This window comes from uncultured Oribacterium sp. (genome assembly GCF_902481605.1).
Taxonomy (GTDB): domain Bacteria; phylum Bacillota; class Clostridia; order Lachnospirales; family Lachnospiraceae; genus Oribacterium; species Oribacterium sinus.
Genome location: NZ_CABSXI010000008.1, coordinates 1 through 15,065, shown reverse-complemented (window position 1 = coordinate 15,065; position 15,065 = coordinate 1). Strand labels below are relative to the sequence as shown.

The window sequence follows — 15,065 nt, the reverse complement described above, 5'->3', positions numbered from 1 at the left end:
CCTGATTTAGCTCTTTTCCTAAGTCTGGGGCTTCTTCCTATAGCCTAAGGCCTCTTCCAAGGCCAGCTTTTCCTCGGCTCCAAGCTCAACGGAAGTGCTGCCTTCCTCCACCTCTTTGATATAGAGGAAGCCTCCTTCTTTGGCATGAACGGAGTTAAAGATAAAGCCGCTGTTATCATAATTCAAAATTGCCAAGGCAAAGGAGAGGTTTCCTCCCATGCCACCATAAGCATTATAGCGAATGATACCCCATTTTTGGAAGGAACGTCTGATATTCTTATGTAAAATCTTAAGCATTTCCCGCTGTTCTTCTTCCAAGTCTTCCAGCTTTTCCACATGCCTCTGCAGCTCAATAAAATAATCCTCCAGAGTTTCCGCATCCTTCCCCCGCATGAAATAATCATACTGGCGATAAAGCTTTTTATACTTGGCCTCCGCCTTCAGGGCGATAAAGAGAGAAACGAGCGAAATCAATGTGGAAACCAGTACGAAGACCAATTTACCATGCTGTAACAATACTTCCATTTATTCTTCTCCCCTTCCCTCTAAAATCCGGGTGATTCTATCCAAATCTTCCTTCGAGTAATATTCGATTTCTACCTTACCCTTATCCTCGTTCTTTGCTGTAATTTTTACCTTGGTCCCCAGATGTTCCTTCATTTTCTCTTCCAAGCCGTGAACAATGGTTTTCCACTGAGAGCTTAAATTCTTGGGCTTTTCCTGCCTTTCCGCCGGAGTTTTTTCTTCTTTAGCCCGTCTTTCCATTTCCCGGACACTCCACTTTTTCTCAACGCATTCCTTGGCAAGAGAAATTCTTTTCTCTTTATTTTCCACAGATAGCAAGGCTCTGGCATGTCCCTCGGACAAAAGGTTCTGTCGGAGATATTCTAAAATCTCTTCCTCAAGCTTTAAAAGACGAAGACTGTTGGCAATGGTGGAACGCTTTTTCGCCACCCTTTCCGCCAACTCCTCCTGACTCAAATGATATTCTGTCAGTAGACTTTGGTAAGCCATGGCTTCCTCCACCGCATTTAAGTCTTCTCTTTGGATATTCTCAATGATAGCGACTTCCTTACTGAGCTTTTCGTCATAGTCTCGAATCAATACGGGAATTTCCGTAAGACCGGCCATCTTTGCCGCCCGGAATCTTCTTTCTCCGGCGATAATTTCATAGAGAGGGCCTTCCTTTTTTACCAGTAAGGGCTGTAATACACCAAATTGTTTAATACTCTGAGAAAGTTCCTCTAACTCTTCCTGGGAAAATTGTTTTCTGGGCTGCTTTGGATTGGCCTGGATCAGAGAAAGCTTCACCATTGCCTGCTCCTCTTTCTTCTCCCGTCCATCCTTCTTTCCGGCAAAAAGAGTATCCACCCCTCTTCCCAAACCGTGCTTTGCCATGTCCTTCCCTTCCTTTCTCTATCCGGCTGAAATCTATATTTAAGCTTCTGTTCTTTCCTGATTTTCCGATTTTTCTAAACTTTAGTAAATGATATTCTTTGCAAAAATCTCTGCTACAAGCTTTTAATACGCTTTGTCCTTCTCCAGAATCTCCGCTGCAAGTTTTTAATATGCTATATCCTTTTTCAGAATCTCCACTGCAAGTTTTTAATACGCAATATCTTTTTCCAGAATTTCTGCTGCAAGCTTTCTATAGGCCTCCGCTCCTGTAGAACTGTTGTCATACAGGGAAATAGGCAGTCCGTGGCTGGGGGCCTCTGCCAGACGAACATTTCTGGGAATAATCGTCTTGAAGATAGGATCTGAAAAATGCTCCTGCACCGCCTTAACCACCTCCTGAGACAGGAGGTTTCTACTGTCATACATGGTAAATAAAATGCCCTCGATTGTTAAATCCGGATTTAGGGCATCCTTTACCATGGAAATGGTTTCCGTCATTTGGCTAAGTCCTTCCAATGCATAGTATTCACACTGAATAGGAATCAGTACGGAATGAGAAGCCGTTAAAGCATTTACCGTAAGGGTACCTAAGCTGGGAGGACAATCAATAAAGATATAATCATAGTCCTTTTGAATATTCTCCAAAACTTCCTTTAATAAGAAATTTTTATTCTCTTCCTCTGCAAGCTCCGCATCCATGGCGGAAAGGTTCCTGTCTGCTGCAATAAAATCCAGATTTTCCAAAACTTCCCGAACAATGCCCTTTTCTATAGGAAATTCCCCGCTAAGAATCCGGTAAATACTGATTTCTTCCTCCCGGACGCCAATACCGCTTCCCGCATTTCCCTGAGGATCAAAGTCCAAAAGCAAAACTCTCTGTTTTGCCTCCGCTAAGGAAGCCGCCAAATTGACAGCGGTGGTGGTTTTCCCCACACCCCCCTTTTGGTTTGCAATTGTAATAATCTTCGCCATAAGTCCCCTTAGCCTTTCTTTTTGTGATGTTGCTATTTCCGCTTTTGTTTCACGTGAAACATTTTAGCCCAGCTCTATATTACTGTCAATTTATCTTCCCGCTACTTTTTACTATCTATTTCCTTGCTAAGCTATCTCTTTTAGCAGCTATTCCATTGCTATCCTTCTTTCAAAAATAAAAAATTCTAGCTTCTTTTTTTCCGCTTTTCCGGCAGCTGGGCATAAACCACCGCAATGGTCATGATGATGCAGCCAAAGATTTCCCGAATCCCCAAAGACTCTCCCAAAAACAACCATCCCCAAATCGCCGCATAAATGGCGGTAGTGGACATGAGAAGGGAAGCAAGAGTATCCTCCAATCTTTTTTGAGCATAGCTTTGCATAGTAAAAGCCACTGCCCCGGACATAATACCGGCATAAGCAATGGGAAGGAAGGCTGCTTTCAAACTCATTAAAGAGAACTTTTCAAAGAAAATAAAGCCCAGTAATCCCACCAAAGAGCCTGCTAAAAACTGTATGGACATATACCAGCTGATATTGACCTTCTTTACATAGTGTCCTACCTGCATAATCTGAACGGCATAAAGCACCGAGCAAAGAATGATATAAGTATCTCCTATGCCGATAGTAAATTTCGTTCCTGCCTTAATCGCAATAAAATAAACCCCGACCAAAGCCAGAATTGCACAAAACCAGACTTTCTTTTCCGGTTTTTTCCCGATAACTAAGCCAAAAATCGGAATCAGGATAATATAAAGTACCGTTAAAAAGGCTGCCTTTCCCACGGTGGTTTCTTTGACGCCAATTTGCTGAATCACGCTGGCAAATCCCAGTACGATACCGGTAATGGCTCCCCCTTTGATTCCCGCTCTTTTTTCCTCCTTAGAGCATGGCTTTAAAAAGGCAAAGGGCAATAAGCAAAGTCCGGATAAAAAGTGCCGATAAAACACAAAGGCGCAGGGACCAATCTGATCCATTGCGGTACTTTGGGCAATAAAGGCCAAACTCCAAATCACAGTCGTAATCAAAAGAATAATGATTCCCTTATTTCTCTCCCTATAGGGATGCTCTTTTTCTGTCAAAAGCCTTTCCTGTTCTTTTGGGAAAATGCTTTCTTCCTCTATTTCATTTAACTTTTCCACTTGATAATATTTCTCTAACTAAGAGGTGACTTAGCCGGAGTTCCCGCCTTTCTAGGATATTTTTTTCCGCAGGGCTCTATCTTCTGAATCAAAAGCATAGCTCTTCCCATATCGGTTTCCGGCAGGGTATAGATTTTCTTCTCCACACATTTTCCTCCTAAAAGGAAAATAGCCTTCTTTCCCTGCTCCAATTCTTCTTCCACTTCTCTGCCCTTTAAGGCCAGAAAATAGCCTCCTACCTTCACAAAGGGAAGGTCATACTCACTTAAAGTGGCAAGATTTGCCACTGCCCGGGAAACTACCAAATCATACTGTTCCCGCAAGCTCTTATCATGTCCCAGATCCTCAGCCCGACCGTGATAAAATTTTACCCCTTCTAAGCCAAGGCTTTCCACCAGCTCTTCCAAAAATCGAATCCGCTTTTGTAAGGAATCACTTAAAGAAAGCTGAATACCTGGAAAGGCAATTTTTAGAACAAGACCGGGAAATCCTGCCCCTGTTCCCACATCCATAACAGCCTTTCCCTCTATCCATTCCGAAAATGTTTCACGTGAAACATTCATTTGACAAATTGCCAGGCAATCCACAAAATGCTTAACAATTACCTCTTCTTCTTCCGTAATGGCGGTAAGATTCATTACCTTATTTTTTTCTACCAGAATCTGATAATATTGATAGAACTGTAAAAGCTGTTGTTCTGTTAAAGAAAGTCCTAAGCTCTCTGCTAAATGGGAAAGCTTCTCTCGAAAAAACTCGGTCATTTCTCTTCCTTTCTTCTTTCCTTTTCCTTCTCCAGATAAACCAAAAGCACCGATAAATCCGCAGGGCTGACACCGCTGATACGGGAAGCCATGCCCATATTTTCCGGACGAATCATATCCAGCTTCTGTCTGGCTTCCAGACGGAGATTATGAATATCATGATAGCAGATATCCTTTGGCAGCTTTTTCCGCTCCATCTTCTTAAAAGCTTCCACCTGCTGAATCTGTCTCTTAATATAGCCCTCATATTTAATTTCGATTTCCACTTCTTCCTGTATAAAAGGAGAAAGGGAAGGTCTTTCCGGATCCAAAGGAGCAATGTTTTGATAATTACACTCCGGTCTCTTACAAAGTTCTCTCAGAGAGATGCCGGACTGGATAGGAGAAGAGTGAATGCTTTCCAAAATCCTGTTATTTTCCGCATTTGCTCCGATATAAGTATTTTCCATACGGCGAAGTTCTTTTTGGATGGCTTCCTGCTTTTCCCTGGTAGCCTTGATTTCCTCCCGGGAAACCATACCCAGCGCATAGCCCTTTTCCCGAAGGCGAAGGTCTGCATTGTCCTGTCGAAGCAGAAGACGATACTCGGCTCTACTGGTCATCATTCTATAGGGCTCTTTGTTTTCCTTTGTCACCAGGTCATCAATCAAAACGCCGATATAGGCCTCGGAACGATCCAATACAAAGGGCTCTTTCCCCTCAATCTTTTGTACCGCGTTGATTCCCGCCATAAATCCCTGTACCGCCGCCTCCTCATAGCCGGAGGAACCGTTCATTTGTCCTGCAAAATACAGGCCGGAAATCTTCTTGGTTTCCAAGGTATTTTCCAATTCCAAAGAATTTAAGCAGTCATATTCAATGGCATAGCCGCACCGAACCATTTCCGCCTTTTCAAAGCCCGGCATAGTACGAAGAATTCTCATTTGCACGTCTTCCGGAAGAGAAGAGGAAAGACCGGAAAGATACATTTCGTTGGTGTATCTTCCCTCCGGCTCCACGAAAATCTGGTGCCGATTTTTCTCCGGAAACTTCATCACCTTATCTTCTATAGAAGGACAGTATCTGGGGCCGGTTCCCTGGATTACCCCGTTATACATGGGGGAACGGTCAATATTTTCCCGAATCATCTCGTGACCTTCTTCACAGGTATAGGTCAGGTAGCAATCCTCTTGAGGAATCTGAACACTGGCAGGATCTGTGGAAAAGGAGAAGGGCACCACAGGTACATCTCCCTTCTGTACCTCCATCTTACTGAAATCCAGAGACCTTCTGTCCACTCTGGCAGGAGTTCCGGTTTTAAAACGCTGCAAACGAAAGCCTAAATCCAAAAGGGCCTGACTCAGCTTTGTAGCTCTTCGAAGACCGTTTGGCCCGGTTTCTTCAGAAACCTCTCCATAAATGCAGCGGGCGTTCAAGTACACTCCGGTGCAAATCAGCACTGCCTTGGCATAGTATCTGGCTCCGGTACTGCTCACAACGCCACGGATTTCCGTCTTTTCCTCATTGCACAGTAGAGAAACGATTTCTCCCTGACGAATATGAAGATTCTCCTGATTTTCCACAAGATGACGCATATTCTGAGAATAGACCTGCTTATCAGCCTGGGCTCTCAGGGAATGTACCGCCGGACCCTTGGATTGATTTAACATCCTGGACTGAAGAAAGGATTGGTCGCAGACCTTTCCCATCATTCCCCCCAAAGCATCCAATTCTCTGACCAGATGCCCCTTGGAGCTTCCGCCGATATTGGGGTTACAGGCCATCATGGAAATACTGTCCGGACTCAGGGTAAAAAGAAGGGTTTTATGCCCCCGCTTAGCAGAAACAAGGGCTGCCTCCACTCCGGCATGCCCTGCTCCCACCACTACAATATCTACCTGTTCTTCTAAAAATGCCATATTCCCTCTTTACTATTTTCCCATGCAAAACTTTGCAAAAATCTCATTGATCAAATCCTCGGAAACATCCTCTCCCAGAATTCTTCCTAAGGCACTGTATGCCCCCATTAAATCTATACTTAAGAAATCCTCGGACAATTTAAGACGGATTCCCTCCAAAACCAATTCCAAAGCGGACTTTGCTTCTTCCAATGCAGCAATCTGCCTTTCACTATGGATATACGTTTCTGTGGAAAAGGAAAGACTTCCGGTATAGAAAAGCTCTTCCAACTTTTGGCCAAGCTCCTCCATGCCCCTTCCCTCCTTGGCAGAAATAGGAAGCACAGGAAAACCGCTAAGCTTTTCCAGCTCTTCTTTTTGTAAAATACTTTCCTTATCCATTTTATTGAGAAGCACCACAGCCTTTTTTCCCTCTAAAAGGGCTAAAATCTTTCGGTCCTCCTCCTCTAAAGGAAGACTTCCGTCCAAAACCAGAAGAACGCAGTCCGCCTTTTCGATTCCTTCCTTTGCCCGATTCACGCCGATTTCTTCCACAATATCCTCGGTTTCCCGAATTCCTGCGGTATCTATCAAATGAAGGGAAAGGGAACCGATACGAATATCCTCCTCCACCGTATCTCTGGTGGTTCCCGGAATATTGCTCACAATGGCCTTATCCGCCTTTACCAAACAGTTTAAAAGAGAAGACTTTCCCGCATTGGGCTTTCCCACAATAACGGTTTGAATTCCCTCCTTTAAAAGTCTTCCTTCCCTTTGATGCTTTAGAAGTTCTTGAATGTCGGAAAGAATCTCTTCCACATGTCCTTGACACTGCTCCGAAAATCCCTCCAAGGAAATATGCTCCGGATCATCCAATGCCGCCTCAATAAAGGCGGTATCCTCCAAGATTCTACTCCGCATTCTCTTGATTTTCTCTTTCAATGAACCCTGTAGGAGAGAAAGAGAGGAGCGAATACTGTCCTCACTTTTGGCAGCAATTAAATCCGCCACTGCCTCCGCCTGAGAAAGATCGATTCGTCCGTTTAAAAAGGCACGTTTACTGAACTCTCCCGGCTCCGCCGGTCTTGCTCCGGCCTTAAGAGTGACCTGAAAAACCTTTTGCATCAAAAGGATTCCGCCGTGACAGTTAATTTCCACCGTATCTTCTCCGGTAAAGGATTTGGGTGCTAAAAAAGTGGAAACCAAAACCTCATCAATTTCCTTTTCGCCATCAAAAACAAAGCCATAGCGAATCCGGTGGCTTTCCTTGATATCTAAAGGTCTTCCCCCCTTAGTTCTTAAAATTTTTCCGGCAATTTCCACAGCCTGATTTCCGCTAATCCGGATAATGCCGATTCCGCTTTCTACTAATGCAGTGGCAATTCCGCTAATGGTACTTTCCAAATCCTCACCTCCTCAGCAATTCTGTATTTTACTAAGATTTGCACTACAATGCAATGAAAAGCCCAGGAAGGAAATGATAAATAAAGCTAAATAGCTTTATATACTCGATAAACAATAAAGGCCCGAAATAAGGGTAGAACTAACTCTCCCTATTTCAGACCTCTACTGCTTAAATATCACACAATTCTTTAAATTACACTTGATGACTTCTTTTAACGACTTCTTCTTACTGAATATGTTCCCCTTATCGAATGAATTTTCTTACTAATTATTCTTCTTATTTCTTCCATGGGGTGCAAGAAAATCTTATGCTTCGCCCTTCTCTTCTCTCTTTTCTTCTTTCCTGTCCTCTCTTCTCATCCGGTTTCCCTTATGGCGGAAATCCTTTTGGAACTTTCCTCCATTTTTACAGAAAATCACCACATGACGGAAGGGATCTTCTCCCTCGGATTTTGTGGAAACCTGACTGTCACTTTGCAGTGCGGCATGGATAATTCTTCTTTCGTAAGGATTCATTGGCTCCAAATGAACAGATTTCCGATTTTTCTTTACCTTGTAGGCAATGTTTTTAGCCAGACTTCTCAAAGTCTGCTCTCTTCTCTTACGGTAATCCTCCGTATCCAGCTTTACCCGAAGATACTCATCTCCGTGGTTTTTATTCACCACTAAAGAACAAAGATACTGTAAGGAATCCAGGGTTTGTCCTCTTTTTCCGATAAGGATGCCCATATCCGGTCCTATAAGGTTTATGTAAAGCTCATTGCTGCTGTTTCTAAATTCTGTCTGAAGCTCCACTTCCATTTCCATACCCTGAAATACAGAGTTTAAGAAATCTAAAGCAGCCTTGGTTACCGCTGCAATCTCCTCTTCGGAAAGGGGCGTAAGTTCTCTCTTCTCAGAACTTCTTCCTTCAAAGGACTTTTCCTCTCTCTTTACGGGAGCGGAAGACATAGGCGCAGGGATAGGATCGTAGCCTCCTCTGCTAAAGCCCTTAAAGCCTTCCCTCTTTTCAAACTTCTTCTCTCTTTTTTCCTGAGAAGAATTATGGGAAAATGTTTTATTTTCCTCGTAAGCTTTTTCTTCTTTTTTCTCGGAAGACTGCATTTTTTCATCTACAGAAGAGCTTTCCCTCTTTCCTTCCGCTTCCTTCTTTTCAAATGTCGCTTTCTCTACTGCCACCGGCTTTTCCACTGCAGCTTTTTCTTTTGCGATTTCCGCTTCATCCTTTTCCCAGGCTTCAATAATCCAGGGCTTTGCCCCGATACCAAATAAGCCGTTGCTTCCCTGTACGATTACATTGTAGGAAATTCTGTCTGATGTACAACCTAAAGAGATGGTTGCCTTCGTAATCGCTTCTTCTACCGTCTTTGCAGAAACTCTAAACTTGTCCATAGCTTTTCTCCCTAAGCTTTTTACTTTTTCTCTTTTTTCTCATGCTTTTCATTGTAAAGCTGTACCATGTTTGCCTTGCTGGCTAATGATCCCTCTTTCGCATTTTGATTGTAATAGTCTGTAGATTCTTTTGTCTTCAGATTTTGCTTTGCAATCTTTTCCATACGATTCTTTTCTTCAGAATCTTCCTTAGCCTGCATAAGCTTTAATCTGTTTTCCACGGTCTTTTCATCAATGGGAGGTAAGCCTTTTTTTGCTCTTTTTTCATTGGCCTTAGCCATAGCATCCTGTAAAAGCTCTTCATTGCTCTTCTTTCCGAAGTACCAGTTTAAAATCAACTGCTGTAAGAGCATAAATACGGAAGAAGCAATCCAGTATAAACCGATTCCGGAAGCGAAGCTGAAGCAGAACCACACAGACATCAAAGGCATCATAACGTTCATGCTCTTCATCATCTGCTGGGACTGATCTCCCTCCTCTGTTGCTGTAGGCATGGTTTGCTTCTGCATCAGCAGGGTAGAAGCCCATTGGCTTAAGCCTGCCAAAATAGGAATTAACCAGTAAATATTGGGGGTAAATCCATAGGCAGAGGGGGCAGTGGAAAGGTTTAAGCCTAAAAAGCTGTTAATCTCTGTAGACTTTGCTGCAGCCTGCTGAATTACCTGGGTAGCAGAGGGGAAAATTTCCGGAAGCTTGGCCCACTGCGCAGGATTTAACTTATACAAAAAGTCAATTACGAAGTTATGAACTGCATCTGCATTATACTTACTGGGGTCATCCAGACCTAAGTTGTGTAAGGTCTTTAAAATAGATTCCATGCCATTAGCTTTTCCGAAGTCCAGAAGACTTTGTGCCGCAGAAGAACCTCCGATAGCAGTGGAAACACTTTCATAAACTGCCTTTACGGAAGGAACATAAGCAGGAATGTTCATAATAATACGATACAGGGCGAAAATAATCGGCATTTGTAAAAACAAAGGCAGGCACCCTGCAGTCATAGAAGTGCCGTACTTTTCATAAATGGCTTTCATCTCAGTTTGCTGCGCCATCATGGAAGCGTTATCCGTCTTATTCTTATACTTTTCCTGTACAGCACGAATTTCCGGTTGCATAATCTGCATCATTCTGGAGGATTTTTGCTGTTTTAAAGAAGTCGGGAACAGCAAAATACGAGTTACCAAAGTAAAAAGAATGATGGCTAATCCAATGTTTGGAATACCGATTCCGTCTAAGAAAAGGTAAATCCAGTTCATAATCCAACCTAAAGCACTTACGATTAAGTTCCAGATAGGCCCGAACAAGGGTAGATTGGATGTATTTTTGGTTAAAATAATCAGATTTTGAATCAAGTTTTTCTCCCTTCATCTCTAGGGAACAGGATCATATCCGCCTTTAGCAAAGGGATTACAACGCAGTAATCTCCAGATTGCCAACAATAGTCCTTTCACACACCCGTGCTTTTGTATGGCCTCATAGGCGTATTGAGAACATGTGGGTGTGTATTTACAATGAGAATGTCCCTTCATAGGAGATAAAAATTTTTGATAAAAACGAATCATCTTTAACATCAGTTTTTTCATCAAAGCTCTCCTTCGGAATAAGCTGCTTCGCAATTTCTATCAACTTATTTCCTGATAAAACGTATTTTCTATCCGAGTTTCTTCCTATTATAATAGGGATTTCTTTTCCCTTTGAAAAAATCAGAATTTCAGAACTTCTCTCCATTACTAAGTATATGATGCCTGCTACATAAATCGAGATAAGCAATCTCCAATTCCGAATAGCTTGCAAAAGCTACCTTCTGTCTTACGACTAAAACGATGTCTAACCCCTCTTTGATTTCTTTGTGTAATCGAAATATCTCTCGAAGCTTTCTACTGATTCCATGACGAACTACAGAATTCCCCACCTTCTTGGAACAGGATATTCCCAGCCGGGAATAGTCTAAACCGTTTTCCACTATCAACATCACAAAATAAGCATTGGCATAGGATTTTCCTTTTTTATAACAATGCTGAAACTCTTCATTTGACTTCATGGAAGGAAAACGCTTCATAAATTATCTCCAAGGTTGAAGAAAGACCGCTTTCCAGCGGCCTCATTTCTGTATTCTACAGGGTAGTTTTTATTACCCGTAAAGCTTTTCAAGAAAGCTTCCTTTATGTTTCTGCATTATGCAGATAATCTTGCTCTACCTTTAGCTCTTCTAGCAGACAAAACCTTTCTACCGTTGGCTGTGGACATTCTCTTTCTAAATCCATGCACTTTTGCTCTCTGTCTTGTCTTTGGCTGATAAGTCATTTTTCCCTTATGCATACGGACACCTCCCTTTTTTTAGTGTATGGCCTGAAGCCACCGATCGTTTCTCCGGGAATTATTCGTCCTTATCCGAAAGGTCCCGAATAAACTCCTAATTTTGGGTAAACATCGCAGACTATTATATAGAAAGGGCTATAAATCGTCAATACCCTTTGAAAAAAACTTATTTTTCGAAAGGAATGTGTATATCTTACCCTCTTTATCCCCTAAATAAAGCCGGAAAATCCTGTAAAGACAGGATTTATCCACAAAATTATGCACTTATCCACAAATTCTATCCACAAAAACATCTGTTCACCTTATCCACAAACTGTTTATAAACTGTGGATAAGTGTATAATTTTTCTTTTTTCCTATGGTAAAAGGCTTCTTTTAGCTTTCTTCTGTGGACAGCTTTTATTTTTATACTCCATTTATACTCTTTTTCGCTATTTTTTTATTCTTTACTCCAATAATTCTTCTGTCTTTTTTCTATATTTTTTGAAAAGAATTATTCTTCTTTCCTTAGGGATGTGAACTTGCGAAAGAGGCTCTCTTGCTGTAAAATAAAAAGAACTGTCTTTTCAGAAAAAAGCTACTTTTTTTTTGAAAAAATAACGAGAAACCCCTTGTCGTTGATTTTAAGGAGTCTGGGAATGGCAAAAGACTTTAACCTCATAAAAGAAAAATGGGAAGAAATCCTCCTACATACCAGAGAAATAAATGAAATGCCGGATGTAACCTATGATCTCTGGATTGCTCCCTTAGAGTTATACGATTCTATCGGGGATCAACTGATTATACTGGTAAAGATGAAACAATTTCTCAGTATGATTCGGAAGCGCTATACCGATACTCTAAAGATTTCTATCTTAGAAATTACCGGCATCTACACCGAGATTCTCTTCACCGACGAGGACGGTTTAAAAGAACTCTATCCAAAGAAAAATCAGGAAGAACAGCCTGGACTGGAGGAGGCCTTAAAAAATGCCAACCTGAATTCTCGCTATACCTTCGACAGCTTTGTAGTAGGTTCCTCCAACGCCTTAGCCCATGCTGCCTGTGTGGCAGCGGCGGAAATGCCCGGAGAACAGTATAACCCTCTCTATATTTACGGAGGAGCAGGTTTGGGGAAAACCCACCTGATGCAATCTGTGGCCCATTATATTTTACAACAAAACAAAAATGCCAAGATTCGCTATGTTACCTCCGAAACCTTTATTAACGAATTTGTCGACAGTATCCGTAATAAAAATAACATTTCCCCGGCGGAATTCAGAAGAAAATATAGGGAACTGGATGTTCTTCTCATAGACGATATTCAGTTTCTTATCGGTAAGGAAGGAACCCAGGAAGAATTCTTCCATACCTTCAATGCCCTCTATGATAATAGAAAACAGATTATCATCGCCTCCGATAAGCCGCCGAAGAAGATTGACAATATTGAAGAACGACTCCTCTCCCGCTTCGAGGTGGGACTCACCGTGGATATCCAGCTTCCGGATGTGGAAACCAGGATGGCGATTCTTCGGAAAAAGGAAGAACTGGAAGGCTACAACATTGACAACGAAGTCATCAAATACATTGCAGACAATATTAAGTCCAATGTCCGGGAACTGGAGGGAGCCTTAACCAAGGTGGTGGCAAAGTCCCGCCTGATTAAACAGCCCGTTACCCTAAGTCTTGCCGAGGAACTTTTAAAGGACAATATTACTCCGGCGGAGAAAAAGGAGCTTACTCCAAAATGGATTATCGAGGTGGTGGCGGAGCATCACGGCCTGAGTCTTTCCGACCTTGTTTCCAAAAGAAAGAATAAGGAAATCGTGATTCCCAGACAGATTGCCATGTACCTTTGTCGAGAAATGACCAGTATTCCCTTAAATACTGTGGGAGAGCTACTGGGAGGAAGAGACCATTCCACCATCATTCACGGTTGCGACAAGATATCCAAGGAATTGTCCACAAATGAACAATTACAATCCACAATAGAGGTTTTACGGAAAAAAATCTCTCCCTAATCCCCAATTCATCCTTTCCCTTTCCACAGAAAAAAAGAAGGCTTGGAGGATTGAAAAATCAAGAGATTTTGGCAATTACACATTTCCACAGACCCTAATAACACTACTAGAGAAAAAGAAAGAACAAAAACAAAATATCGCGAGGCTCAAAAGCGATATTTGTGAAGAATAAAATTTAGCGGCTTTTTAAAAAGCTTCTACAGAATAAAAAGAAAGGACTCCTATGAAATTATCTTTTCAAAAAAATGATTTGCTTTCCACCCTGCAAGTGGTAGGGAAGGCTGTTGCTTCCAAAACCACCCTGAGCATTATGGAGTGCATCCTGGTGGATGCCACTGAGGGGCAGATTCGTTTAACAGGAAACAAAAATGATTTTGGAATAGAAAGCATTTGTCCGGGAGACATACTGGAGCCGGGAAAGATTGCCCTGGAGGCAAGACTTTTCCAAGAGATTATCAAGCGTTTGCCCCAGACGGAAGGAAAGAATATTCTTCTTAGTACGGAGGAAAACGGAAATTGTACCATTCAGTGTGAAAAGTCCGTCTTTAAAATCATGGGCAGAAATCCTGAAGAATTTACCTCCCTTCCTTCCGTAGAGAAACAGGAAATTGTAGAGATTTCTCAACTGAGTTTAAGAAACATGATTAATCAGACTATTTTTTCCACCGCTTCGGGGGAGAATAATAAGAAGATGACAGGAGAATATTTCGAAATTATCGACAATCAATTCTCCATTACCGCCTTGGACGGACATAGAATTGCCATTCGAAAGACCGAGCTTTCCGAGTCCTATGACAACTGCTCCGCCATTGTTCCCAAGGAAGTTCTGTCCGAGCTTTCCAAGATTATCAGCGGAGGGCTGGAGGATAAGGTGGAGATTTGCTTTTCCAAGCAGTATCTGCAATTTTCCTTTGAAGACACCATCGTGGTAACCCAGCTGGTGGAGGGAGAATATTTCCATGTTCGCCAGATGTTGTCCTCCGATTACGAAACCAAGATTCGCTTAAATCGTAAGCAATTTTTGGAAAATATCGACAGAGCCAGAATCCTGGCCAGAGACAATGATAAGCAGCCTTTGATTTTAAAAATTGAAGACCAGAGCCTATCTTTGAAAATTGTTTCCGACATCGGAAGGATGGATGCGGAAATGCCGGTACAGCAGGAAGGAAAGGATCTACTCATCGGCTTTAATCCTACTTACCTGATGGATGCTCTTCAGAATATTGAAGAGGAAGAGGTGGATTTGTACTTTACTATTTCCCGCTCTCCCGTCTTTATTCGGGATCAGGAGGAAAGCTACAACTACATGATTTTACCGGTTAACTTTAATGCGGAAGCCGTAGGATGATTATCGAATCCATAGAATTACAAAATTATAGAAATATAGAAAAATTGAAGCTTCCTCTGGGAGAGAAGAACAATATCCTTTACGGAGATAATGCCCAGGGGAAGACCAATCTTTTGGAGGCCATTTTCTTTGGCAGCACCGGAAAGTCCTTTCGCTTTTGTAAGGATAAAGAATTGATTCATTTCGGGGCGGAGGAAGCCCATTTAAAAATGATCCTGAAGAAAAAGGGAATTTCCCACCGGATAGACATTCACCTAAAGAAAAATAAAAGTAAGGGAGTGGCTATAGACGGATTTCCGGTGAAGAAAAGCTCCGAGCTTTTCGGTCTGGGAAATATCATTATTTTTTCTCCGGAGGATCTGTCCTTGATTAAAAACGGGCCAAAGGAAAGAAGAAGATTTATTGATTTGGAGCTTTGTCAGCTGGATAAGATTTATCTCTACCACTTATCCATGT

The 15,065-nt window shown here is 42.1% G+C and carries 15 protein-coding genes; 3 read left to right on the top strand and 12 right to left on the bottom strand.

All coding sequences use genetic code 11. The features are described from left to right. Positions 1-18: 18 nt before the first annotated feature. From RDQ32_RS02650 to rpmH, 12 genes are all read right to left on the bottom strand, one after another. Positions 19-525 (bottom strand): DUF4446 family protein, encoded by a 507-nt coding sequence (locus RDQ32_RS02650; protein WP_183683415.1) that lies wholly within the window; start codon positions 523-525, stop codon positions 19-21. Further along, positions 526-1,398, bottom strand: a complete 873-nt coding sequence (locus RDQ32_RS02645) for a ParB/RepB/Spo0J family partition protein (RefSeq protein WP_308579022.1) — start codon at positions 1,396-1,398, stop codon at positions 526-528. A gap of 207 nt (positions 1,399-1,605) precedes the next feature. After that, positions 1,606-2,370 (bottom strand): AAA family ATPase, encoded by a 765-nt coding sequence (locus RDQ32_RS02640; RefSeq protein ID WP_308579021.1) that lies wholly within the window; start codon positions 2,368-2,370, stop codon positions 1,606-1,608. 185 nt (positions 2,371-2,555) lie between these two features. After that, positions 2,556-3,512, bottom strand: a complete 957-nt coding sequence (locus tag RDQ32_RS02635; RefSeq protein ID WP_308579020.1) for a DMT family transporter — start codon at positions 3,510-3,512, stop codon at positions 2,556-2,558. Between the two features lie 14 nt (positions 3,513-3,526). Then, on the bottom strand, positions 3,527-4,273 hold the full coding sequence (rsmG, locus tag RDQ32_RS02630; protein ID WP_308579019.1) for a 16S rRNA (guanine(527)-N(7))-methyltransferase RsmG: 747 nt from the start codon (positions 4,271-4,273) through the stop codon (positions 3,527-3,529). After that, positions 4,270-6,171 (bottom strand): tRNA uridine-5-carboxymethylaminomethyl(34) synthesis enzyme MnmG, encoded by a 1,902-nt coding sequence (gene mnmG, locus RDQ32_RS02625; RefSeq protein WP_308579018.1) that lies wholly within the window; start codon positions 6,169-6,171, stop codon positions 4,270-4,272. Before mnmG ends, rsmG begins: the two co-directional genes overlap by 4 nt. A gap of 12 nt (positions 6,172-6,183) precedes the next feature. Next, on the bottom strand, positions 6,184-7,554 hold the full coding sequence (gene mnmE / locus RDQ32_RS02620) for a tRNA uridine-5-carboxymethylaminomethyl(34) synthesis GTPase MnmE (RefSeq protein ID WP_308579017.1): 1,371 nt from the start codon (positions 7,552-7,554) through the stop codon (positions 6,184-6,186). A 306-nt stretch (positions 7,555-7,860) separates the two neighbouring features. Then, on the bottom strand, positions 7,861-8,946 hold the full coding sequence (gene jag, locus RDQ32_RS02615) for an RNA-binding cell elongation regulator Jag/EloR (protein WP_308579016.1): 1,086 nt from the start codon (positions 8,944-8,946) through the stop codon (positions 7,861-7,863). 20 nt (positions 8,947-8,966) lie between these two features. Continuing rightward, on the bottom strand, positions 8,967-10,292 hold the full coding sequence (locus RDQ32_RS02610) for a YidC/Oxa1 family membrane protein insertase (RefSeq protein WP_308579053.1): 1,326 nt from the start codon (positions 10,290-10,292) through the stop codon (positions 8,967-8,969). A 21-nt stretch (positions 10,293-10,313) separates the two neighbouring features. Continuing rightward, positions 10,314-10,526 (bottom strand): membrane protein insertion efficiency factor YidD, encoded by a 213-nt coding sequence (gene yidD / locus RDQ32_RS02605; protein ID WP_040649643.1) that lies wholly within the window; start codon positions 10,524-10,526, stop codon positions 10,314-10,316. Between the two features lie 128 nt (positions 10,527-10,654). Further along, positions 10,655-11,002 carry a ribonuclease P protein component gene (rnpA, locus tag RDQ32_RS02600; RefSeq protein ID WP_007158317.1) on the bottom strand — a complete coding sequence of 116 codons (348 nt, stop codon included), beginning with the start codon at positions 11,000-11,002 and terminating at the stop codon, positions 10,655-10,657. Positions 11,003-11,118: 116 nt separating this feature from the next. Beyond that, complete coding sequence (gene rpmH, locus RDQ32_RS02595; protein WP_007158318.1) at positions 11,119-11,262, bottom strand: 50S ribosomal protein L34; 144 nt, start codon at positions 11,260-11,262, stop codon at positions 11,119-11,121. Between the two features lie 637 nt (positions 11,263-11,899). Between rpmH and dnaA the strand changes: the two genes are divergently transcribed. The 3 genes from dnaA to RDQ32_RS02580 form a co-directional block, all read left to right on the top strand. Further along, positions 11,900-13,261, top strand: coding sequence for a chromosomal replication initiator protein DnaA (dnaA, locus tag RDQ32_RS02590; protein WP_308579014.1), 1,362 nt, complete (start codon positions 11,900-11,902; stop codon positions 13,259-13,261). Between the two features lie 223 nt (positions 13,262-13,484). After that, a complete protein-coding gene (gene dnaN, locus RDQ32_RS02585) occupies positions 13,485-14,609 on the top strand; it encodes a DNA polymerase III subunit beta (RefSeq protein ID WP_183683397.1) in 1,125 nt (374 codons plus the stop codon). Then, the coding region (locus tag RDQ32_RS02580; protein WP_308579013.1) for an AAA family ATPase at positions 14,606-15,065 on the top strand (460 nt) is incomplete at its 3' end. The genes dnaN and RDQ32_RS02580, both read left to right, overlap by 4 nt.